Here is a 23591-nt window from a genome sequence, read left to right as displayed (position 1 = left end):
AATATCAGTAACCCAATGCCATCCAGTGATGGATCCGATTGCAGTAAACGATTCAGAACGCCTTCTGTCACTACTTCGATTCGGGTGTTGGGTCCGACCTTCGAGTCCAGCCTCACCCGATAACCAACAGTCTCGCCGACGGACTCATTCAGAGTCTGCGCCAAACGCTCGGCTGCAGCCCGAGCCGCTAGACGACGGGGTTCCAGCATCAAAATTTTTTGCCCCAGCATCCAGGGTTCATCCAATAACGACAAAGGCACCTGGGTGGTTTTGCCGGCCCCGGGTGGCGCTTCAAGAACCGCTTCATCACCCGCTCTCAGTGCTGATTTAAGCTCTGGAATCACATCGAAAATGGGTAGCGGTGTCGTCATGCAGCACTCGTCCGTTTAGGTCATCGGGATAATTGAAAACAAATAATCACAGACAACTTATCAATATTGTTCGTTGTCCACATGCCGGGTATTCTACGCTGACACCACAGAAAACAAAGCTCTGTTCTCGCAGATAGCAGACCTATAGAATTCACTCTCTTAATATTCTTAATACGCTCACATACTCAATACGCTCATAATCTCAAAACGCGCAATACTCTGCTGCCAACGATAAAAACCAAAGGACATCTATGCTCACAAGACATTTGACACACATATTGCGCACTAGCCTTTGTATCGGTGCATTGATCAACACCGCTTATCCAGCTATGGCCGAGGACAATGCCACACCTCCCGAGCCAACCAAGCGCAATGTCATTCTGATCATTGGCGATGGTATGGATGATCATCAGATCACTATTGCCCGCAACTATTTAAAAGGAGCCCAAGGCAAATTGCAGCTTGATGAGCTTCCTCTGCGCAGCACCGCACAGATACTCACGGTCGATGAAAGCAACCCGGAAAAACCGATATATGTGGCGGATTCCGCCAACACCGCGACCAGTCTTGCGACAGGTATTGTCACCAGTCGCGGACGGATTGCCACCAACGCCGGCGATGGACAAAATTTATCCACCATCGCAGAACTCGCCCAAGCCTCTGGCTATGCGACCGGTATTGTCACCACTTCCAGCATCACTGATGCGACCCCTGCATCGTTTATTAGCCATGTCACAACGCGAGTCTGTGAAAGCCCCAGTCTGATGCAGCCTTCTGACGATCACCCGTCCTGGCTCGACGTTTCTGCCTGTGCCGATGATAAGATTTCAAATGGTGGCTTAGGATCAATCGCGCAGCAAATTGTCACTGGCAATACGGACATCGTCCTCGGCGGTGGTCTCAAGCATTTTGAAACATTATCAGAAAGCGGATCTCACGGTTTGATTGAACTGGCGGAATCCAATGGATATCAGGTCATTAAATCGCTGGAAGAACTCCCCAATCTGGCATCAGATAAAAAAGCGCTTGGGCTGTTCGCCTCCGGAACCCTGCCTACTATCTGGCAAGGTGAAAAGGGCCGCAGTGCGGAAAAGCCCAACCCGAGCCTGCTCAACAAGGTCGATTGGCGGCTCGGCAGTGTCGAACTGCCGGAACCAATGCACTGCGAAAGAAACCCGGAATTTGGCGATACTCCGGCACTCAAACAGATGACCGAGACTGCTCTTCGGCATTTATCGGCTCAAACTGGACAGGGTTTTTTCCTGATGGTGGAGTCGGCTTCTATCGATAAGCAATCACACAGCCGCAATCCCTGTGGCAGCATTGGTGAACTGGAACAACTGGAAGAGGCGCTGGAGAGCGCTCTGGCGTTTGCAGAGAAAGAACCTGACACGCTGATTTTAGTCACTGCAGACCATGGTCAAGCCGCACAGCTGATTCCCAACCACAGTATTTATGGCGGATCCGGCGTCGCCGTGTACTCTCCAGGTCAAATCGCCCGTATCAAGACTCCCGAAAATCAGATCATGGCCATCAACTACGCCACCACCAAAGATTTCCCCTATGAAGATCATACTGGGGTGAACGTGCCATTATTCAGCAATCAGCAAGGTGTCGACAGAGTGCCGTCAATGGTGACCCAGCCACAGATATTTAACATCATGGCGGACTATCTAAACCTTCTGCCAGAAACAGAGACACCTTAACGATTTTCGCTGTCTGAACAACCCACATCCTGGAAACCGTAAAACCTCGCCCTCTCTTCCAGCCAACCACTGTCCTGAAGTTCTCTCAGGCGGTGGTTTACAAACTGGTGTATTGAATCACCAAGATCATTACTCATCATTAAGGTAATATGAGTCTCTGCTAATTGCTGCTTTAACTCGACAAAGCGGTAGTCATCCAACGAGATATTCAGCTTCTCCATGGCAAATCGAATCCTTTCTGCACTCTCCATAAAGAAAGGAGCCCGCCCGGCCTCAAGCATTTTTATCGCAGATTCATGGCTGGCAGCACGCAGATACGTAAAATCGTACTTGTCGCTAAACGCCACTGCACCTGGGTATTTAAACCCCTGCAACCAGACAACCTGCTGCCCGCTCAGCTGAGAAAAATGAAAAGATTTTGGGTGATGTGTTTTTGGAAAAACCAGTGACAGACTGTAAGGCACAATGTCTACCTCAGCAAAAGTGGCGTTCTCCCATTCTCCTTGAGCTTTCCATGATCGCAACCCATAGGCAATCCAGCGCTTGGCTTGTCCATATTGCATTTCCCGCTTGATACGCTTTAAAGGCTTAACAACCGTCTCCACCTGATAACCAGATGAACGGAAGACTTCACGGATAACATCCGTGACCAGTCCCTGGCCGATTTTGTCATCACCCTCTATCTGTAATGGCTCACCCGCTTCGCCATATAGCAAATAATGAATGTGAGTATCGCTCGGTTTGGCAACTATATCGTCGGCGAGGCATTCACCTGAATAACACAAGAAAAACAGGCCAGCTATTAAACAATCGCCATACAACACCAACGCTATCAAGCATGCACGTTTCAACCCCAGTGTCACGCCAGCAACAGGCTCGTCGTTGAGCCTGTCTGGGTTTAGAAAATGTCCGGCGGTACTCTCCTTGACCTCGGAATTCGATGAACAATGAAGACTGTCATGGACAACCCCAATTAGCAGAGGTGTATACCAACAGAGGTGTATAGATCAATAACTCACATCATAACGAAAAATCGAGCAGTCACAACCACAGCGTCTGATTCAAACTCACCGTTGCCACAAAGCCTGCTTCAAGTTTTCCATGACTGCATTCAAAGCCAATTGAGCTGCTGGTATGCTCCTGTTCATGTTCATAAAACCATGAATAAGACCATCAAAACAGTGATATTCAACGCTAACTCCAGCCTCCTGCAAAGCTTTCGCGTAATCCTGCCCTTCATCCCGCAGTACATCGAAGGCCGCTGTCATAACATAGGCAGGCGGCAAGTCAGTGAAACGACTAGCGAGCAACGGCGATGCCATGGGATTCAAGGCATCTTTAGGATCATCAAGGTACTGCTGAATAAACCAGGCCATGTTGTCTTTATCCAGATAATACCCTGTCGAAAACAGAGAATATGAAGGCGTTTCCAACAGACTGACATTGGTCACGGGATACCATAAGGACTGAAAACAGATGGCAGGTCCCTTTTCATCTCTTGCTCGCAGTGCCACACCTGCCGCAAGATTTCCGCCCGCACTGTCGCCCGCTACGGCGATGCGCGTTTCATCTATACCCAGAGCTTCAGCATTGTCCGCCACCCAACACAGTGCACCATAAGCATCATCTGCAGCGGCAGGAAATTTGCTTTCAGGCGCCAACCGGTAATCCACCGAAATCACTACGCAATTGGCCTGCAGCGCCATATGCCGAGCGATATCATCATGGGTATCCAAATCACAGATAACCCAACCACCTCCATGATAAAACACCACGGCAGGCAGATTCTCTTCATCGGATGGACGATATATTCTGACGGGAATACTGCCGTGAGACATTGATATCATTCTGTCCTCTGATAAATGCAGTGGCAGAGGCTCAAATTCCGGCTGCATGGCTTTTGTGGCACTTCGTGCCTGGTCTGGGGTTAAATCATGAACCGCAGGTAAATTCAGATCCGCCAATACCTTCAATACTTCTTCAACCACAGGATCCAGCTGATAATCGGTCATTCATACATCCTTTTTTGTTTATTGTTTTTGGCCATTTTACAGTCTTGGCAACACACTGTGGCCTTCCAGTAACAACAGCGCGTTTCTCGGTTTATCTTGCCACAGGTGTTCACAGTGCAGACACAAAAACACCGCCAAAAGGCGGTGTTTTTAGTAACGAACGTCAGTCGTCAGGTTTACAGGACTTCGAACAAGCCTGCTGCACCCATACCGCCGCCAACACACATGGTCACAACCACGTATTTAACACCACGACGCTTACCTTCGATCAGCGCATGCATAACCATGCGAGCACCACTCATTCCGTATGGGTGGCCAATGGAGATCGCACCGCCATTCACGTTCAGACGATCATTAGGAATCCCCAACTTGTCACGACAGTAGATAACCTGAACAGCAAACGCTTCGTTCAGCTCCCACAGACCGATATCTTCCATTTTCAAGCCAGTACGCTGAAGCAGCTTGGGAATGGCAAATACAGGACCAATGCCCATCTCATCAGGTTCGCAGCCAGCAACAGCCATACCACGATAAACACCCAGAGGAGCCAGGCCACGCTGTTCAGCCAACTGGCTGTCCATCATAACAACTGCCGCAGCACCATCGGACAACTGAGAAGCGTTACCACCGGTGATAGAACCACCTTCGCGCACAGCTTTCAGACCAGACAGGCCTTCCAGGTTAGTGCCGGGACGGTTGCCTTCATCTTTGCTCAGAGTGACCTGCTCTTCGCTGACAGCACCAGTTTCTTTGTCCTGCACCAGCTTGGTAGTGGTAACCGATACGATTTCGTCATCGAATTTGCCAGCTTCCTGAGCCGCAGCAGTACGTGCTTGAGACTGAACGGCGTACTCGTCCTGAGCCTCACGAGAAATGCTATAACGATTGGAAACTATTTCAGCTGTATCCAGCATTGGCATGTGGATGTTTGGAGCGTGAGCAATGGCTTTAGGGTCAACCATGCGAGACACGTTCATTTTATCGTTCTGAACCAGGCTGATGGATTCACAACCACCGGCCAGAACAACAGGAGCACCATCCATAACAATTTGCTTGGCGGCAGTGGCAATAGACATCAGACCGGAAGAACACTGACGATCCAGGCTCATACCGGAAACAGTGACAGGCAGGCCGGAAGCCATAACAACCTGACGACCGATGTTGTAGCCTTGTGAACCCTGCTGAAGCGCTGCACCCCAGACGCAATCATCAATCTCAGCGGGATCAACACCAGAACGCTTAACCGCTTCTTCGATCGCGAAGGATGACAGGCTGGGAGATTCCAGGTTATTAAAGGCACCACGATAAGCTCTGCCAATCGGAGTACGAGCTGCGGAAACAATCACTGCTTCTTTCATTGTAAAATCCTTATTTCTCTCTGTAGGTACGCTGCAGCTCACCATCGAGCTTTTGCAGCGAGTAAAAAGTCATCTCGTTACTTTTGAGATTCCAGATATTGCATGGCTTTTGTCAGGAATTTTTCCGTTTGCTTCGATCCTGATTCCAGTTCAGCCTGCTTGCTGATATCACTCAAACCATCCCATTGCGCAACCACGGCTTCAGGGCTTTGCTCTTCTTTCGGAATAAATACTCCGTCAGTTTCAAACAAACGAGTCGATGCGAATCCACCTGCACCCGCACAAAGGATAAAGCGATTAGGTGCATCTTCGTGTGCCAGAGTCAGCGCACCGGCAGTAACTGCTTCAGGCTGCAACATGGCCAGAATTTCAGGAGGCATCAGATCTTCAGTCATACGGGTAGCGGCGGTTGGAGCCAAAGCATTCACACGGATGTCGTACTTCGCACCTTCCAGCACCAATGTATTCATCAAGCCCAACACGGCCATTTTGGCAGCTCCGTAGTTTGACTGGCCGAAGTTACCGTACATGCCTGAAGAAGACGTCGTCATGACAATACGACCGTAGTTCTGCTCACGCATGATGTCCCAAACGGCTTTAGTACAGTTAACGCTGCCCATGAGGTGCACGTCCATAACCAGTTGGAAATCAGCAATTTCCATCTTGGCGAAGCTTTTATCACGCAGAATGCCAGCGTTGTTAATCAAAATATCAACACGACCCCACTTGTCCATGGTTTGTTTAACCATGTCTTGCACTTCATCAAATTTGGCAACGTTGGCGCCATGAGCCAGAGCTTCACCACCCATTTCTTCGATCAGCGCAACCACTTCTTGCGCGGCTTCAGAAGAAGTGCCACTGCCGTCACGAGCACCACCCAAATCGTTGACTACGACTTTGGCACCGCGGCGAGCCAGCTCCAGTGCGTGAGAACGTCCCAGGCCATTACCCGCACCAGTGACAATTGCAACACGACCTTCAAAGTTAACAGACATAATTTACTTCCTTCTTAACAAATTCAGATCTGAATATATTTCAGTATAAACCGTGGGGCTTAAGCCACCATTTGCATACCAATCCAGACAGCTTTCAGGGCAGGTTTGTCTACCCCTTCAATTTCAACAGTCACTTCGGTTTTGGTAACAAATTGACCTGGGTTTTTCTCAACAATTTCCAGGTTTTTCGCACGAGCACGGATACGGCTGTTCACTTTTACTGGAGAGAGAAAACGTACGGAATCAAAACCGTAGTTAATCCCCATGTATACGCCTTCAATCGCCATACCAAACTCTTCAGAAAAGTGAGACAGCATGGACAGTGACAGGAAACCATGAGCAATGGTGGTACCAAATGGCGTTTCTTTGGCTCTCTCTGGATCAACATGAATAAACTGTTGATCGTGAGTGCAGTCCGCAAATTGGTTAATCTGATCCTGAGTTACGGTGAACCATTCAGTTGGCTCAGACTCGCGACCAATATATTGCTCAATTTCATCCTTTTTAATCAGCATAATACTCTCTCTCACTTTTGCATTGTGGGGTTAAAAAAATAGTAGGGGTAAAAGTCATGCGAGGATATAAACCACCCCCGCAACAACCTTAGAACCAGTCTTCCTGCATTTCGTAAGTTGTATCATCGAGATCGGTTAAAATCTTCGACCAGACATTGATTTCCGGCAGTTCAAAACGATAGAAATATTTCAAAGCCTGTAGCTTGCCCTGATAGAACTTCTGATCCTCTTCGTGAGGATTATTGGACAGTGCTTTACTGGCAACAATACCCTGTTTTAACCAGATCCAGGCGACAACAACATTGCCAAACAGCTCCAGATACTTCACCGAATTTGCCAGCGCCAAATCGATATTTTTTTCAGCCATGGCCCCCAGAAGAACTTCGGTGGTACTTTTCAGGGTTTGTATGGCTTCTGTTAGCTCGTTTGCAAAGCCGGCTACTGCAGAATCCTGAGACGCCTCAGCGATGGTTTTTTCCATCTCGGCCAGGCACGCCTGATAACCCGCCATGCCGCCCATAGGCACTTTGCGTGCGAGTAAATCCAGAGACTGAACACCGTAAGTCCCTTCGTGGATAGGGTTAAGACGATTGTCCCGGTAGAACATTTCCACCGGATGCTCATTGATATAACCATGACCACCCATAACCTGAATAGCGAGGCTGTTGGCACGCGGACCGTATTCTGATGGCCAGGATTTAATAATCGGTGTCAGGAAATCGAGCAATAGATGCGCGTGTTTACGCTCTTCTTCCGTCGGCGCGGTGTGCTCATCATCGGACAGCTGTGCGCCCAACAAGCACAACGCATAGGCACCTTCTGCATAGGCTTTCTGAGCCAGCAGCATACGGCGCACATCAGGGTGCTGAATAATATTCACTGGGGCAGACTGAGGATCTTTGGAGGATGCCAAACGTCCCTGTGGACGCTCTTTGGCATAATCCAGAGAGTACTGGTAACCGGTCAGGGCTGTCACGGCAGCACCAGTCCCCACCATGATCCGGGCTTCGTTCATCATATGGAACATGTAACGCAGGCCCTGATTTTCTTCACCCACCAGGTAGGCAACGGCACCGTCTTTTTCGCCAAAGCTCATGGCACAGGAAGTCTGACCACGACCGCCCATTTTGTGGAACAATCCAGCCAGCCAAACGTCATTGCGCTCACCCAATGAACCGTCATCGTTCACCAGGAATTTCGGTACGATGAACAGGGAGATCCCTTTGATACCCTTAGGTGCGCCTTTTACCCGCGCCAACACCAGGTGAACAATGTTTTCATTCAGCTCGTGATCGCCACCGGAAATAAAAATTTTGTTACCGCTGAGACGATAGGTTCCGTCGTCTTGAGGAATAGCACTGGTGGTTAAGTCAGCCAAACCTGAACCGGCGCTGGGCTCAGTCATCGCCATGGTGCCCGCAAAACGACCTTCGCGCATGGGGGCTACCCATTTTTCAATTTGCTCTGGCGTACCGTGGGCTTCAATCAGGTTACAGTTGGCGTTCGTCAGGCCGGTATAGCCCATCATGGTACTGCCAGCTGCGGAAAGGTAGGCACCCGTGGCGTTCGCGGCAATGCGTGGCATTTGCATGCCACCCAGTTCGTAATCCGCCGTTGGGCACGACAGACCGGAGTCGATAACAGCCTGCACAGCTGTTTTGATTTCAGGCAACATATGAACGGTTGTACCGTCAAAAGTGGGCTCATTGGTATCCACTTTCTGACGAATTGGGAGCATATACTTTTCGGCCACGGCGCGTGAGGTATCCATTGCCGCGCTAAAGGTTTCACGACTGTGATCTGCGTAGCGGGGACGCTGAGTTAAGCCCTCGGCATCAAACAGTTCATAGAGCATAAACTCAAGGTCGCGGGTGTTTAGAATAGGAGCTGCCACGATATTCACCTCTCTCTTAGTATTTCAGTTATTGACGACATTGTGCCGCCCCACCTCCACCGCGACCATGACATGGCATGTCAGGTTAAACCCTTATACAATAGCAGGCTTGCTGCAGAGTAGCTGCCGCACCTGTTAAGATGACGCCTGTTATTGCTTTAATCCGTCCGACGTATTCAACTGGAATGGTCCGGGTCGTAACAATCCCGCGACAACCTAACAAAAGAAAACCCAATAAAGAGAATGGCAGTATGGCAGAGAGTTCCGTTGACCCGACCTTTGGGCGTTTTCTCCGGTTCTGGAGGAGTGTCCACAAAATCAGTCAAGAGGAATTAAGCCACCGCCTTAGCAGCTCCCCCCGCCATATCAGCCGCCTGGAAAACGGCACCAGCCGCCCCAGCGAAACAATGATTGAAGATATCGCTGAAGCCATGCAAATGGGCGATCGCGATCGCAATCACCTGCGCATCTCGGCCGGTTACAGCCCGCAGCAGCAACATATCGACTTTCACGCACCGGAGTTCAAGTGGCTGCGTAAAGCCATGCTACTCACATTACGCGCCATGGACCCTTACCCAACCACCCTGCTGGACAGTTCTGGCACCATCTTAATGGTTAACCGCGCTTGGGTGGGGTTTTACAGCGCCACAATTCCTGCTGCTCAGCTCGACAAGGTCACGAACCACTTTGATTTTCTATTCAGTCGTCAGGGCGCAGGCACGATCCTCAGTGGCTGGGAAGACACCCTGTCCATGATCGTCATGTCTCTAAAACAGGATGCGATGTTTAACGAATCGCCGGATAAACTCGCTGCACTGGAAAAATTACTCAATAATCCCAATGTTCCCGACGATTGGGCTCAACGGGCATCCCGTCTTGATCCGATGGCCAGTTTCCGGGTTCAGGCGGATTATCAGGGTGGTTTGCGACGCTTTTACAGCGTCAGCCAGATTGTAGGCGCTTTGGGGCCTGCGGCTTATGTCTCGGAACCCAAATTGACCATCAGCACACTCTATCCGGAAGATGATAATCTCGACGTATCGGGGCTGGCGGAAGGCGAGCTCGATCATCCGCTGCTGCCGTACTAACACCCCAAACGGTACTGCCCCACCCACCAAACCCGAAAACTAGATAATCAATTATGGATCCCATCACTCAAGGTGTTCTGGGCGGAATTGTTGCCCAGTTCAAGAGCAAACCACAGGATTTAGCCAAGGCCGCCACCATTGGTGCTCTCGCCGGCATGGCGCCGGATCTGGACGTGCTGATCCGCTCTGACGGGGATCCCCTGCTGGCGCTGGAATATCACCGACATTTCACCCACTCTTTGTTGTTTGTGCCATTTGGCGGGCTGATCTGCTCTCTGGTGTTTTACCCATTGATAGCACGACGCTGGAGCCTGTCATTCCAACAGATCCTGATGTGGAGCTGGCTGGGCTACGCCACTCACGGATTACTGGACGCCTGTACAAGCTATGGCACCCAACTCCTCTGGCCGCTCAGCCAACAAAGGTTTGCCTGGGATACCATCTCCGTCATAGACCCGTTAATTACCTTGCCCATGCTGGTACTGGCAATCCTCGCCGCCCGCCTGAAGCTGAAAACGTACGCCTAGGTGGGAGCTCTCTGGGGATTTCTGTATCTAAGCTTTGGGTTTGTTCAGCACGAGCGCGCACTTGATCTGGGACGTGAATTGGCCAGCCAACGCGGACATACTCCACTACGGCTGGAAGCCAAGCCCAGCTTTGCCAATCTGATCGTATGGAAAATTGTCTACGAAACAGACGACCGCTTTTATGTGGATGCCGTCAATCCAGGACTCTCCTCTCCCTCCATTTGGCCTGGCGACAGCGTTGCCAGGCTGGATATTGAGCGCGACCTGCCCTGGTTATCTCCAGACACTCAGCAGGCACGGGATATTGAGCGCTTTCGCTGGTTTTCGGATGGGTACATCGCCCTCGACAAAGCCAACCCCTTACAGGTTGTGGATATACGCTACTCGATGCTGCCACAACAGATTGATCCTCTCTGGGGTATCCGGCTCACCCCGGACGCACAAGATCAGGATTACGTAGTCTATTACACTCAGCGGGAAGACAGCGGCACAGCACTAAAGCGTCTGCTCAGGATGATGTTCAAAGGGCGCACAAGCGACGAACCCCGCTAGGGGCGGTCGGGGAAAGGAGCAGCAACAGCCTGGAGAAAGGCCAGCTCCTGCCCGCTGAAAACTTCCATCATGTGGCCCAAAACGGTAAAATCCGCCGCTGTTCAGAAAACTCATATATAAGATCGGGATAACACCATGGGCAGAGCCTATCAAAACCGCAAAGAATCCATGGCCAAGACGGCCGACCAGAAATCCAAGGTTTACAGCAAATACGGTCGTGAGATCTATGTTAGCGCCAAAAAAGGCGGTTTTGATCCCGACGGCAACCTGGCTTTACGCGGCCTGATTGATCGCGCCAAAAAGGATCAGGTGCCCGCACACGTTATCGACAAAGCCATAGATAAAGCCAAAGGTGGTGGCGGTGAAGACTTCGATATCGCCCGCTACGAAGGCTTTGGCCCTGGCAACTGCATGGTGATCGTGGAGTGTCTGACCGACAATCCAAATCGCACCTTCGGCGATGTGCGCCAGTGCTTTACCAAAACCAAGTGCAAAATTGGCACCCAAGGCTCCGTCAGCCACATGTTCGACCATGCCGCCATCTTCGCTTACGCCGGTGACGATGAAGAAGCTGTACTGGAAGCATTAATGGAAGATGATGTTGATGTCTCCGACATCGAATGCGAAGACGGCATGATCACCATCTTTACCCCTAACACCGAGTTTTTTAAAGCCAAACAAGCTCTGAATAACGCCTTTGGTGATATCGATTTCGAAGTAGCCGAAATTCAATTCGTGCCGCAAACCACGACACCTGTTGAAGGTGATGACATTGAGATGTTTGAGAAATTTCTCGACATGCTCAACGATGTGGATGACGTCCAGAACGTATACCACAACGCCGAGGTTTAATTTTCCACACATCTCTTCGGGCAGGCTTCTGATACTGAATCATTGCTTGAAATGAAAACGGGCGCTTAATGCGCCCGTTTTTGATCATGCAGCAATGATACTCACTGCTGCTGTCCTTCCATCAAATTATGGTCCGGCCGAAATTGGCCAGCCTTGCGAATCCCACACCAACTCGGAAATACGGAGATTTGGCTCTCCCGAGAGTGAACGATAAGCATGGTACATGTTGTAAGCTTTGCCATTGCTGAAAAATACCGAGTTATGACCGGGACCGCGCCAGCGGCTACTGCTCCTGACCAACTCTGTTCCGCCGCCATTCAACATAGCGCGGCCACTCTTGTCCACGTAAGGCCCCAATACATTGGTCGAACGTCCGACACGAATATTGTAAGTACTGTTGGCACCATCACAGCACTTATCAAAGGACACAAAAAGATAGTAGTAACCGCAGCGCTTAACGATGACCGGTGCTTCAATGGCGCCGCCATTCCTGGAAGCCAGCGTGTGAATCTGACTGTCAGCACGTGAACCACTCTGAGTTAACTTCACCATCTTGATGCCGTCCCAAAAACTGCCAAACGACATCCACGGTGTGCCACTGTCATCGACCACAATATTAGGATCGATGGCGTTGTAATTGTCGCTGCTGGAGCTGCAAATTACGGATCCGCGGTCCGTCCAGCGACCACTGCTCATGGAGCTTCGGGTAGCATGGCCAATACAGGACCGATTACTGCCAAAAGTCGATACGGAATAATAAAGATGAAATTGCCCGCCGAAGTTTGACAGATCAGGCGCCCAAAGGTTTTTAACGCCCGGTACACGCTGAGTCAGCCAGTAAGGTGTATTCCCCTGAGTAAATGCACCAGCAGTGCCACTCCATGAGGAGAGGTTGTTCGATTGCTTGCCAGGCAAGATCAATCCATCCACCTCTCCTCCGGTTTGCAACACATGGTAAACCCCGTTCTCCTCAATGATCGTAGGATCATGAGTGACCAGATTACCACTCAGGTTCAACACGCTTGGCGGATCTCCAGCGCTGTAATTGGCTATATCACAGTGATCGCCTGACGGTCCACTTTCCACCAACTCCATCGACCACTGCTGCCTTGCAGCCCCGCTGTATGGCCATAATCCAACGTTGCCGCTGCTTTCACCTTCCACTACATTGCCACTCAACAATGACGTGATACGATAAAAACCGCCTCCCACATCGGTCACAGACCACTTCTGATTGTCTGCATCCAGATATTGCCACTGACGCGCATCGGCGCCACCTTCAGTGATCCACTCATACACATCCAGCGACTTACCGCTGTGTGCTGGCCGCACGGAATAATAGCCGTTGCCCAGATAACTGATATCCCACTGCTGATGTAACGACTGACTATAACCCGCCTGAATCACATCCGCGCCATCATCTCCACTGCCCCCCTGAACCTGCATGGCGAGATTCGAACCTCGATTGGTGATGACATAGCGTCCATCCGCAATGGTTTGTTGCGGTCCGGGATCCGGCTCAGGATCCGGGTCGGGATTAGGCGGTGTAGAAGCATAAACAGCACCCACCAGCCCCCAAATCATGAAAAAGGATAAAATTGTTTTTGTGGATTGTCTGATAAACCCAGCCACTCTGGACGATCCAGATGCAGGATTTGAGGAAAGGTTTGCGCGCCCGGTTTCACCAAGCATTTTGCCATTCAACACCGAACGGCAGAAAAGAGAGAGATACATTTTTCTGGCCCCTGAATTATCATTATTGAGCACAATTTGAATTATCTTTCAGACCTTCTGACGTCATCGCTGCGACGCTGTATAGCCTGGTCTGATCCGCTCCTGATTGAATAAATAAACCACCAGGCAAGGATCGTACGATGCGCTTTGAGCCCTCTAGCGGTCAATCACACCAATGACAGGCAAGCCAGCAAAACCGCCCATGGTGTATTTCCGCCTATTCCCAATACGTAAAAACCAGAGCCAACTCACGCTTTTCAGACACCGATGCTCAACCCGTCTCTACGCTACAAAGCAGAACCAGGACTGTTCATCCGTCACAAACTCCCTTAAGATCACGCACCATCTTGGCGCACGAATTATTGATACACCACCTGGCGTCCTACGAATGATTAATTTCCGGTAATCACTATGACAGACCGCAGCATGCGTCATGAGTTGCGAATGCTTTTGGGCATTGGCCACAACACCACCAGCCACCGTGAGAAACTGTTGGCAACTACCGGTGCCCTGCTCAGTATCGCTGCGGTTTATTGGCTAACCGCTCAGGCGGATCATGGCCTGATCACAGACCATGCCGGCATCTTGATTGTGGCTTCAATGGGCGCCAGTGCGGTGCTGTTGTTTGCCGTTCCCCATGGGGCTTTATCGCAGCCTTGGGCGGTCTTTGGCGGCCATGTTGTTTCGGCCATTATCGGTGTGACTTGTCAGAAACTGCTACCCGAGGGATTTATCGCAGCAGGCGTGTCTGTAGGTCTCGCTGTTGGAGCCATGTATTACCTGCGCTGCATTCACCCGCCTGGCGGCGCAACGGCGCTCAGCGCTGTGATTGGCGGCAGCAGTGTGCATGGGCTCGGTTATGAATATGTGCTCTTCCCAGTGATGTTAAACGTAGTGGCTCTGCTGCTGATCGCCATCGCGTTTAATCTGTTTTTTCCCTGGAGGCGTTACCCGGAACACCTGTCACGCCGCTTTACCGCGTCACCCAGCACCCGTCCGGCTGATCGCGAAGTGGAACTGACACAAGAAGATTTTTCCGCGGCCATGCACGAGCTGGATTCTTTTTTCGACATCACAACCGAAAGCCTGACCAGCTTGCTGGAATTGGCCAAGCAGCATGCCGAACAAAAAATTGATCACCCTGAACACATCATCGCCGGTCACTTCTACAGTAATGGCAAGCTGGGAGCTTTGTGGAGTATTCGTCAGGTGGTCGACGCCTCCTCTGACAAAGTTGGCTCAAAAGACAAAGTTATCTACAAAGTCATCGAAGGTGATGGAGATTATGAAACCGGCATCTGCCAGCGGGAAGAGTTCCGCCAGTGGGCCCGCTTTGAAGTGCAACTACAGAATCGCCGCTGGGTGAAGCACATTGATGACTAGCGGCTAATAAAAAAACAAAAAAGCGGCCAAAGCCGCTTTTCATCAAAATCAGATACTGAACTCCCTGCTCTAGCTTTTGCGTCGCGGCCCCTTAGCCCGTAGACGCTGAACCTGTCGCTCTCGCTCCTGATCTTTTTGGCGGGAGGTTGGGCTCGGTTTGGGAGGCTCGACACCTGCCGTCAGACACAATTCTTTCACTTCACGGTAATTCAGCTCGATCCACTGGCCAACACGCACGTGAGATGGGATAAAGATATTGCCGTAACGCACTCGTTTGAGGCGGCTGACCTTCACACCCTGCGATTCCCATAAGCGGCGAACTTCACGGTTGCGCCCTTCCATCACCACACAGTAGAACCAGGCGTTGCTGCCATCACCGGAGCCGTCCACAATATCGGTAAAACGGGCTTTACCATCGTCGAGTAGTACACCGTCTTTAAGACGCTTCTTCATGTCATCATCGACATCGCCTTGTACACGCACAAGGTATTCACGATCGATCATTGAAGATGGATGCATCAATTTGTTAGCCAGCTCGCCATCATTGGTAAACAACAGCAAACCACTGGTATTGAAGTCCAGACGGCCTACTGAAATCCAGCGTTCGTTCTTGATTTCAGGCAAACGATCATAGACGGTCTTGCGGCCTTCCGGATCAGAACGGGAACAAATTTCACCTTCCGGCTTGTTATACAACAAAACCCGCAGCGGGTTGTTTTCAGGAGGCGTCAACTTAACGCGGCGGCCATCCACCACAACTTTGTCTTGCAGAGTAATTCGGTCACCCAGCTGGGCAACCTTACCATTGACTTCAACGCGGCCAGCGGCAATAAACCGCTCCATCTCGCGACGTGAACCTACACCTTCACGTGCCAATACTTTTTGTAACTTTTCGTCGTTTTCCATATATCTCTTATGTCAGCTCAGTCAGCTCATCAATCCGGCAAGTGGTATTCACTTAGTCGGTTTCATCAAAGACCGAAGCTGCGGTGCTGGGCGCAAACAAACTTTCGCGCCCTTCTTTAGGGGGTTCTGCGACGTCTTTATCGTCAGAAACATCATTATTCACTTCAGCAGAGGTCTGTATCTCATCATCTTCTGAAGTGTCTGGCTCGACACGCGGGTCATCGCCATCCATCAGTTTTTCATAAGGTGTGCGCTCGTCCTCTTCATCCGGCAGAGGAGGATTCTCGCCCACATGTGGCTTTGCCAACTCGCTGTCATCAAGGCCATCTTCCGCAAACGCAGGCTCTTCAGCAACGCCCTCATCGCTGGCGCTATTTTCAAAATTTTCTTCGCTGGCGCTATCCTCAACCGTTGTTTCCGGAGCGCTTGCAGAGCTTACATCATCCGGCTCGTCCGTAGACTCAGCCGCTGCATCGCCGGATTCAGTATCGTTTGAAGCCTCAGGAGCACCCTCGGTCTGAGGAGCACCCTCAGACTCAGGAGCAACCTCAGTCTCAGCAGCAACCCCGGCCTCAGGAGCAACCTCACCCCCAGCAGCTTCGGCCACAGCACTTTCCAGCTTTAGATCCAGCTCGTTGTTGAGGCTTTCCAGATCCTGAATCTCACCCAGTGAGGGCAGTTCTTCCAGACTCTTCAAATTAAAATAGTCCAAGAAGCCTTTGGTCGTGGCGTACAGTGATGGACGACCAGGGACATCCCGATGCCCGACCACCTTCACCCACTCACGCTCTGACAGGGTTTTAATAATGTGCGAGCTCACGGCAACACCGCGAATTTCTTCAATATCGCCACGGGTAATCGGCTGGCGGTATGCAATCAATGCCAGAGTTTCCAGTAGCGCCCTGGAGTATTTCTGGGGTTTTTCGTCCCACAGACGATTTACCCAGGGGGCTGTCTCTTTACGCACCTGAAAACGCCAACCGCTGCCCACTTCGGCCAGCTCAAAGCCACGACCTTCACACTCGGCCTGAATTTCTTCCAACGCAGCCTGAACATCATCTTTTGTCGGCGCTTCTGTGGCGGTTTCAGCTTCCTCGTCAACGGTGTCAAACAGGGACAATAGCTTTTCACGAGTTAAGGGTTGGCCAGCTGCCAACAGTGCCCCTTCAATAATTTGACGCAAAAGTTGTTTATCAAAGCTCATGAAGCGTGTTACCTGATCTAGTTATTTGTTATCTGCTCTAAGGCTGAATGTTGTGTGTCAGTATGTGATCGCCAGATGACTGCGCCATTTCTCTTAACGCTATGAACGGGCTTTCACGTGTATCGAACCAAAGCTCTCGCTCTGCACAATCTCTACTAACTGTTCTTTAATCAATTCCATGACCGCAAGGAAGGTGACAACAACACCCAAACGTCCCTCTTCAACCTTAAACAAGCTGACAAAAGGCATAAAATGATTGCCGCTTAACTTATCCAGCACCTGCGCCATGCGCTCACGGGTGGAGAGTTTCTCACGCTCTACATGGTGACTCTCAAACATATCCGCCCGGCGCAGAACTTCTGACAGCGCCAACAGCAACTCTTTCATTTCCACATCCGGTTCCGGACGGGTCAGATTGCGGTCTGGTGCCTGAGCGGTCGCCTGATGGATTTCGCGTCCCATTCGCGGGACTTCATCCAAATCTTCAGCCGCCGTTTTAAAACGCTCGTACTCCTGGAGACGGCGAATCAACTGTGCTCGTGGATCGTCCTCTTCCTCTTCTTCCTCCTGAGAACGCGGCAACAGCATGCGAGACTTGATCTCAGCCAGCATAGCCGCCATGACCAAATATTCGGCGGCCAGCTCAAACTGCATGGCCTCCATCATCTCGACATATTGGACGTACTGATGAGTAATATCCGCGACGTTAATTTCCAGAATATCCAGATTTTGACGTCGGATAAGGTACAACAGCAAATCGAGAGGCCCCTCAAAGGCCTCCAGGAAGACTTCCAGTGCATCGGGTGGAATGTACAGGTCTTTGGGCAGTTGGGTAAACGCCTGCCCCTGAACAATGGCAAAAGGCATTTCAGATTGCTTGGGGCCCTGATTTTTGCCTTTTGACTCGGTTGGGGTCTTCTGTTCAGCTTCCGCCTTCTCTTCTGGGACTACTTCTCCTTTAGAGGCAGCAGGTTCGGAAGAGGCAGCAGGTTCGGAGCTTTCTGCTGATTCAGTGCTTTCTGCTGATTCAGCGCGTTCTGCCGAGCTGTCTACAGCGTCTGTTGATAGCGTCTCGTCTTCAGCCGGTGCATCTCCATCGACGGCAGGGTCAAGGTTATTTTCCTCGGCTATGGCTTCAACGTCGCTGTTCACAAAATACCCTTATGTTAACCGTCATTGCTTTTATATCGGAGTCCGCTAAATAATCGGGGATTATAACGTCTAATGACCTGTCGAGACAGGAGCAGGTAACGAAAGCCGCTGGTTAGTCAATAAAATCATCGGCAATTCCACAACCCTGGCGAACCAGTTCCGGGGCATCTCCGGTTAAGTCGACCACAGTCGTCGCTTCCATCCCGCAAAAACCACCATCAATGACCAGTTCCAGCTGATGTTCCAGCGTTTGTCGGATATCGTATGGGTCGGTCAGAGGCACCGTATCACCGGGCATCAGCAATGAACTGGTCATCAGCGGTTCTCCCAGCTCCTCCAGTAACGCCAGAGCGATGGGATTATCTGGAACTCGCATACCAATGGTTTTCTTTTTGGGGTGCATCAGACGCTTGGGAACCTCTGAGGTCGCCTCCAAAATAAAGGTAAACGGCCCAGGCATTTGGCCTTTCAACAATCGGAACGTCTGATTATCAACTCTCGCATAGGTGGCCAGTTCCGACAGATCACGACAGACCAGTGTGAAATTGTGATGCTTGTCCAGCTGCCGAATCGCACGAATACGATCCAGGGCCATTTTGTCGCCGATATGGCAACCAAGTGCATAAGCACAATCCGTGGGATAAGCGACCAATCCGCCTGCACGAATGATCTCCACCGCTTGCTTGATCAAGCGTGCCTGTGGGTTCTCCGGGTGTATCTGAAAAAATTGAGCCACAAAATTCCCCTTTCTGAGATGGCGCCCTGTTGCGATACCAGCGCCAAGCCCTGAATACTATCTGGTTCTTAAAAGCGACCTAACTCTGAAAACTAGCAGGCCTTAAACATCGAGTGTAATACGGTACGGATTAACGGAGCGAGATTCAAAGGTGCACTCTTTAAAAGGTACACTCCTGAAAAAAGTACATTCCTGAAAAGGTGCACACATGAAAAGGTTCACCTCTGATTAGCCCCAAAGCTCCCACACTGGGCGACAATCATCAGGCAAGGCGCTGAAGCTTCCCAGCTCCTGCCAGGATTGATCAGGAACATGAAAGTCGCTGCCACAGGAAGCGTACAACCCATGCTGGTTGGCAATTCGTGCAAGATCGCGAGTGAGATCAGGCTGCTGATGACCACTGACCACCTCGATTGCCTGGCCACCGGCTTCTGCGAAGTCTGAGATTAAACGCCCCAGCTTGGTTCTGGTCATTTTGTATTTGTCAGGATGAGCGATAACCGCCACACCCCCAGCCGCCAAGATCCAGCTAACCGCTTCGGCAACAGGGGGCCAGACTTGCTTCACATCCCCAACCTTGCCGGCGCCAAGATACTTTTTAAACGCCGCATTCATGCTACTGACACGGCCGGTTTCGACCAAAAACTGTGCGAAATGAGGGCGTCCGATCACCGCATCCCCAGCTTTCTTCTTTGCCCCCTCAAGTGCACCCGGAATACCGGCCTTGGCCAGCTTTTCGCCAATCTGGCGAGCTCTGGTCTCGCGACTCTCCCCCTGACGAGCCACGGCTGCCTGCATCTGCGGGTGTGCGGGATCAATATTCAGACCTACAATGTGAATTCCAACGCCATTCCACAGACAGGAGAACTCAATACCGGGCAAAACCCGAATCCCCTCCTCTGCGGCGGCGGCCTGCGCTTCGTCAATCCCGACGACGGTATCATGATCGGTCAACGCCAAAACGGTGACGCCTTGTGTTTTAGCTCTCGACACCAACGCCTGAGGACGTAAAATACCATCTGAACACAGGCTGTGGGTATGTAGATCGTGCAAACTGATTCCTTTATATTGATGAAGGAAAGGCAGGATCCGGGATCAAATCCCCTCATTAGCCCTGCCTTTGCCATTAATGGCCCCATTATCTCTGAGTTTCACCATGACACAAGCTGTAAATGAACCCAAGCGCGAAAGCCTACTCCTGAATCTGCTGCTCAACATCGTCATACCAACGGTCATTCTCACCAAGTTGAGCGGAGAAGCGATGCTGGGCACCCAGTGGGCTATCGTGATTGCACTGGCTTTTCCCATCTTTTACGGCCTCAATGATTTCCGCCGCACCGGCAAGGTGAACCTGTTTTCCGGGCTGGGGGTTTTAAGCATCTTCCTGACCGGCGGTATCAGCCTTCTGGAGCTCGACCCCCAGTACATCGTGATCAAAGAAGCGGGCGTACCGGCCATTTTTGGTATCGCCACCCTGATTTCCCTGAAAACCCGCTATCCCTTGGTAAAAACATTTCTCTATAACGACAAGATCCTGCAAATCGACAAGGTCGCTACGGCTCTGGAAACCACTGGCAATGAGCTTGCCTTTAACCAGGCGCTGAGAAACGCCTCATATCTAGTGGCCATGTCGTTCTTTTTGTCCTCATTTCTGAATTACGCTCTGGCCAAGTATCTGCTGGTTAGCCCTCCGGGGACCGAGGCGTTTAACGCTGAGCTGGGGAAAATGACCGCACTAAGCTTCCCAGTCATTGCTATCCCTGCCACTCTGGTGATGATGGGCGCGCTGTTCTATCTGTTCAGTCGCATCAAATCCCTGACGCATCTGGATCTGGACGACATCTTGATCCAGCAATGACACTCGCGATGAGCCCGAATTCAGCAGCCTGACTCTAATATCCGGAAAACTTACCGGGAACTTACCGGTAAGGGTCAGGCTCCTACTCAACAAGCTAATCACTTAAAAAACCGAACAGGAAAGACCTAATGAGCCTTTTTTACGCCATTATCAGCGAAGATGTCCCCAACAGCCTGCCACTCAGACAAAAGTCTCGGACTGCGCATCTGGCGCGCCTTGAATCGCTGAAAACAGAAGGCCGCTTGCTGATTGCCGGCCCCCACCCCGCCATCGACAGCAACGATCCCGGCGAAGCAGGCTTTACCGGCAGTCTGGTCGTTGCCCAATTCGACTCACTGGAAGATGCCCAAAGCTGGGCTGACGTAGATCCGTACATAGAAGCGGGTGTCTACGCCAAAGTCACCGTAAAACCCTTCAAAAAAGTGTTGCCCTAACCCTGCAGCCCACATTAAAACGGGTTGATCGCAACGCCACCGCCCTAATGACAGTACCTTTGCGGTAACATAGCCCGCTAACTGTGAGCGAGTTGACAGGCGAAAACCCGGTTTTACAGTAGGCTGTGCCCCCTCATAAATACTGACTCGGAAAACTGCGTGAAGAAGATAGCTACAGTGAAGAAAATCACCACATTCGTTGCCTCCTCGACACTCACCCTTGGCATGACGTTAGGTCTGGCACTGGGAGTGAGTACCGCCAATGCCCAGGAATACCGCTGGGTATCGGACACTCTCTACGTGCCATTGCGCAGCGGGAAAGGCAACCAGTACCGTATTCTCGACAAGGGCATGAAAAGCGGCACACGCCTGACCGTGGTCTCGGAAGATCCCGAAGGCGGCTGGACCGAGGTCAAAACCCGGAGTGGTGAAGTAGGCTTTGTACGCAGCCAGTTTTTGATCAACTCCCCTACCGACTCCCTGAAGCTGTCAGCCGCTGAAGCCAATCTGAGCAAAGTTGAAAAACAATACAATGCGCTCAAACAGCAACTGGGAGAGGCACGCTCAACCGGCAGCGAACTGGATCAGGAGCTAGCCAGCGCCAATACCCGAGTTAATGAGCTTGAAACCGAGTTGGCTGAACTCAAGCGTGTGTCGGCGGATGCCATCAGCCTCAATCAGCGTCATCAGAAATTAATGCACGATCATCAAGTGATACAGAATGAGCTGGAAGTGGTCAAAGCAGAAAATGAGCGTTTGCAAAGTGATGAGCGGAACACCTTTTTCCTCTACGGTGCCGGTGCGGTGCTGCTGGGCGTTATCATTACTCTGGTTGCCCCTGCCTTTCGCCGTCGTAAAAGCTACTCAGAGTGGGCTTAAGCGCCAGTTGGCATCACTTAATACAGTGATGCCAATATCACTGAACACTCGAGGTCATACTGAACACTCTATATCATACTGAATACTAGAGTTTATACTGAAAACAGAGTACAAAAAGGACAATACGGTGTCTGCTTACCTTGTGACTGCTCCCTACAATCTGCTTCGCAGCCTGCGATTCCTCATGCCGACGAAGAAGATGTTGGTGCTGATGAAGACCTTGGTCGTGAGCAGTCTGGTGTTTACATTCAGCTGCCTCACTCAGGCCGCAGACAACACCGCGCCTGAGGTGGAACTTAAGACCGATCTTGGCACCATTACGCTGCAACTGTTTCCGGAGAAAGCACCAGAAACGGTGAAAAACTTCCTGCGCTACTGCAACGAAGGGTTTTACGCCGGAACGATTTTTCACCGCGTGATTCCCGGGTTTGTGGCCCAGGCCGGCGGCATGACCTTCGACTATGTAAAAAAAGACACCCACGAACCGGTCATTAATGAATCAGACAACGGTTTGCACAATCGCCGTGGCACCGTGGCCATGGCTCGTTTGCCCGATCCCGACAGCGCCACCTCCCAGTTTTTTATCAATCTCAACAACAATACACACCTGGACCCAACCAAAGACGGCCCCGGTTATACCGTGTTTGCCCAAGTCATTGACGGCATGGATGTTGTGCAGAAGATCACCAAAGAGCCCCAGGGAAAATACCGCCCGCAGGCCCCCGACCTTCCCATTCGGATTCTCGCGGTTACCGTTAAGCCCTAAAACCCGATATATTTATTAATACCAGACATCTCGGGGGCAATAGCGCTCCTGTTTGCCCCGTTTACGTGAGTACCGATTCTTTATGACGAGCACCGCATTAAGTGTGAACCTGAACAAAATTGCCCTGTTGCGCAACTCTCGCGAAGGAAATTACCCCTCGGTCGTGGAGCACGCCAAAGTGTGTCTCGCCGCCGGAGCAGAAGGCATCACCGTTCACCCACGTCCAGACCAACGCCACATACGTCCAGGCGATGTCACAGACCTCAGCGCACTGGTTAAGCCGTTATCCGGTATTGAATTCAATGTGGAAGGCAATCCCTTCGCTGGCCCTCAAGGCAGTTATCCTGGCTTTATGGAGCTGGTCGAGCAATGCCGACCGGATCAATGTACGCTAGTACCCGACGGCGACGATCAACTCACCTCCGATCACGGTTTTGATTTGACCACCTCCGGCGAGAGCCTGAAACCCATCATCAAACAACTTCAGAACTGGGGATGTCGCATCAGCCTGTTTATGGACCCTGATGTTGAACAGATCAAGCTGGCTAAAGAACTGGGTGTGGAGCGTATTGAGCTGTACACAGGCCCCTACGCAGACGCCTATCGAACCCAGGCAAACAATTTGGATAAGCTGTTTGAACAGTATAAAGCGGCAGCGGTTGCTGCAAC

23 protein-coding genes and 1 pseudogene are annotated in these 23591 nt (G+C 51.1%); 11 read left to right on the top strand and 13 right to left on the bottom strand.

Annotated features, from left to right (window positions below):
• Window positions 1–371: pseudogene (locus ACTG33_RS09415) on the bottom strand (ATP-dependent helicase HrpB); the annotation flags it as partial.
• 251 nt (window positions 372–622) lie between these two features.
• Here ACTG33_RS09415 and ACTG33_RS09410 point away from each other — a divergent pair.
• Entirely contained in the window at window positions 623–2077 is a 1455-nt protein-coding gene (locus tag ACTG33_RS09410) for an alkaline phosphatase (RefSeq protein WP_439134955.1), read from the top strand.
• On the opposite strand, the gene ACTG33_RS09405 is transcribed toward ACTG33_RS09410, so the two are convergent.
• The 6 genes from ACTG33_RS09405 to ACTG33_RS09380 all read right to left on the bottom strand — a co-directional run bounded on the left by ACTG33_RS09405 (window position 2074) and on the right by ACTG33_RS09380 (window position 8851).
• A complete protein-coding gene (locus tag ACTG33_RS09405; RefSeq protein ID WP_439134954.1) occupies window positions 2074–2862 on the bottom strand; it encodes a hypothetical protein in 789 nt (262 codons plus the stop codon). The genes ACTG33_RS09410 and ACTG33_RS09405 overlap by 4 nt on opposite strands.
• Window positions 2863–3144: 282 nt before the next feature.
• On the bottom strand, window positions 3145–4089 hold the full coding sequence (locus ACTG33_RS09400; RefSeq protein ID WP_439134953.1) for an alpha/beta hydrolase: 945 nt from the start codon (window positions 4087–4089) through the stop codon (window positions 3145–3147).
• A 176-nt stretch (window positions 4090–4265) separates the two neighbouring features.
• Window positions 4266–5447, bottom strand: a complete 1182-nt coding sequence (locus tag ACTG33_RS09395) for an acetyl-CoA C-acyltransferase (protein WP_439134952.1) — start codon at window positions 5445–5447, stop codon at window positions 4266–4268.
• Window positions 5448–5524: 77 nt separating this feature from the next.
• Window positions 5525–6442, bottom strand: coding sequence for an SDR family NAD(P)-dependent oxidoreductase (locus tag ACTG33_RS09390; protein WP_439134951.1), 918 nt, complete (start codon window positions 6440–6442; stop codon window positions 5525–5527).
• A gap of 59 nt (window positions 6443–6501) precedes the next feature.
• Window positions 6502–6957 (bottom strand): MaoC family dehydratase, encoded by a 456-nt coding sequence (locus ACTG33_RS09385; protein ID WP_439134950.1) that lies wholly within the window; start codon window positions 6955–6957, stop codon window positions 6502–6504.
• 88 nt (window positions 6958–7045) lie between these two features.
• Complete coding sequence (locus ACTG33_RS09380; RefSeq protein WP_439134949.1) at window positions 7046–8851, bottom strand: acyl-CoA dehydrogenase; 1806 nt, start codon at window positions 8849–8851, stop codon at window positions 7046–7048.
• A 251-nt stretch (window positions 8852–9102) separates the two neighbouring features.
• Between ACTG33_RS09380 and ACTG33_RS09375 the strand changes: the two genes are divergently transcribed.
• The 4 genes from ACTG33_RS09375 (at window position 9103) to ACTG33_RS09360 (ending at window position 11870) form a co-directional block, all read left to right on the top strand.
• Complete coding sequence (locus ACTG33_RS09375) at window positions 9103–9939, top strand: helix-turn-helix domain-containing protein (RefSeq protein ID WP_439134948.1); 837 nt, start codon at window positions 9103–9105, stop codon at window positions 9937–9939.
• Between the two features lie 53 nt (window positions 9940–9992).
• A complete protein-coding gene (locus ACTG33_RS09370; protein ID WP_439134947.1) occupies window positions 9993–10466 on the top strand; it encodes a metal-dependent hydrolase in 474 nt (157 codons plus the stop codon).
• Window positions 10467–11018: a hypothetical protein gene (locus tag ACTG33_RS09365; protein ID WP_439134946.1), complete on the top strand. Its 552-nt coding sequence runs from the start codon at window positions 10467–10469 to the stop codon at window positions 11016–11018. It abuts the gene before it with no gap.
• A 135-nt stretch (window positions 11019–11153) separates the two neighbouring features.
• Entirely contained in the window at window positions 11154–11870 is a 717-nt protein-coding gene (locus ACTG33_RS09360; RefSeq protein WP_439134945.1) for a YebC/PmpR family DNA-binding transcriptional regulator, read from the top strand.
• Between the two features lie 126 nt (window positions 11871–11996).
• Here ACTG33_RS09360 and ACTG33_RS09355 read toward each other — a convergent pair whose 3' ends face one another.
• Window positions 11997–13439, bottom strand: a complete 1443-nt coding sequence (locus ACTG33_RS09355; protein WP_439134944.1) for a family 43 glycosylhydrolase — start codon at window positions 13437–13439, stop codon at window positions 11997–11999.
• 576 nt (window positions 13440–14015) lie between these two features.
• On the opposite strand from ACTG33_RS09355, the gene ACTG33_RS09350 reads away from it, so the two are divergent.
• Complete coding sequence (locus ACTG33_RS09350) at window positions 14016–14987, top strand: HPP family protein (protein ID WP_439134943.1); 972 nt, start codon at window positions 14016–14018, stop codon at window positions 14985–14987.
• A gap of 69 nt (window positions 14988–15056) precedes the next feature.
• Here the strand turns inward: ACTG33_RS09350 and rluB are convergent, their stop codons facing one another.
• From rluB to ACTG33_RS09325, 5 genes are all read right to left on the bottom strand, one after another.
• Window positions 15057–15893, bottom strand: coding sequence for a 23S rRNA pseudouridine(2605) synthase RluB (gene rluB, locus ACTG33_RS09345; RefSeq protein WP_439134942.1), 837 nt, complete (start codon window positions 15891–15893; stop codon window positions 15057–15059).
• Between the two features lie 52 nt (window positions 15894–15945).
• Complete coding sequence (gene scpB / locus ACTG33_RS09340) at window positions 15946–17097, bottom strand: SMC-Scp complex subunit ScpB (protein WP_439134941.1); 1152 nt, start codon at window positions 17095–17097, stop codon at window positions 15946–15948.
• A gap of 99 nt (window positions 17098–17196) precedes the next feature.
• The gene (locus tag ACTG33_RS09335; protein WP_439134940.1) at window positions 17197–18249 is read right to left on the bottom strand and encodes a segregation and condensation protein A; all 1053 of its coding nucleotides are present in this window, start codon (window positions 18247–18249) and stop codon (window positions 17197–17199) included.
• A gap of 112 nt (window positions 18250–18361) precedes the next feature.
• Window positions 18362–18985, bottom strand: coding sequence for an L-threonylcarbamoyladenylate synthase (locus ACTG33_RS09330; RefSeq protein WP_439134939.1), 624 nt, complete (start codon window positions 18983–18985; stop codon window positions 18362–18364).
• A 228-nt stretch (window positions 18986–19213) separates the two neighbouring features.
• A complete protein-coding gene (locus ACTG33_RS09325; protein ID WP_439134938.1) occupies window positions 19214–20038 on the bottom strand; it encodes a PHP domain-containing protein in 825 nt (274 codons plus the stop codon).
• Window positions 20039–20141: 103 nt separating this feature from the next.
• Between ACTG33_RS09325 and ACTG33_RS09320 the strand changes: the two genes are divergently transcribed.
• From ACTG33_RS09320 to ACTG33_RS09300, 5 genes are all read left to right on the top strand, one after another.
• Window positions 20142–20843, top strand: a complete 702-nt coding sequence (locus ACTG33_RS09320) for a VC0807 family protein (RefSeq protein WP_439134937.1) — start codon at window positions 20142–20144, stop codon at window positions 20841–20843.
• 128 nt (window positions 20844–20971) lie between these two features.
• Window positions 20972–21277 (top strand): YciI family protein, encoded by a 306-nt coding sequence (locus ACTG33_RS09315; RefSeq protein ID WP_439134936.1) that lies wholly within the window; start codon window positions 20972–20974, stop codon window positions 21275–21277.
• 159 nt (window positions 21278–21436) lie between these two features.
• The gene (locus ACTG33_RS09310) at window positions 21437–22156 is read left to right on the top strand and encodes a TIGR04211 family SH3 domain-containing protein (RefSeq protein WP_439134935.1); all 720 of its coding nucleotides are present in this window, start codon (window positions 21437–21439) and stop codon (window positions 22154–22156) included.
• Between the two features lie 208 nt (window positions 22157–22364).
• Window positions 22365–22922, top strand: coding sequence for a peptidylprolyl isomerase (locus tag ACTG33_RS09305; RefSeq protein ID WP_439134956.1), 558 nt, complete (start codon window positions 22365–22367; stop codon window positions 22920–22922).
• Window positions 22923–23004: 82 nt separating this feature from the next.
• Window positions 23005–23591 (top strand): pyridoxine 5'-phosphate synthase (locus tag ACTG33_RS09300; RefSeq protein ID WP_439134934.1); only part of this gene is annotated, 587 nt, incomplete at its 3' end.

It is taken from the genome of Pseudomaricurvus sp. (assembly GCF_965662505.1).
Taxonomy (GTDB): domain Bacteria; phylum Pseudomonadota; class Gammaproteobacteria; order Pseudomonadales; family Cellvibrionaceae; genus Pseudomaricurvus.
The sequence above is the reverse complement of the archived record's forward strand: the minus strand, read 5'-3'. Positions and strand labels throughout refer to the sequence as shown.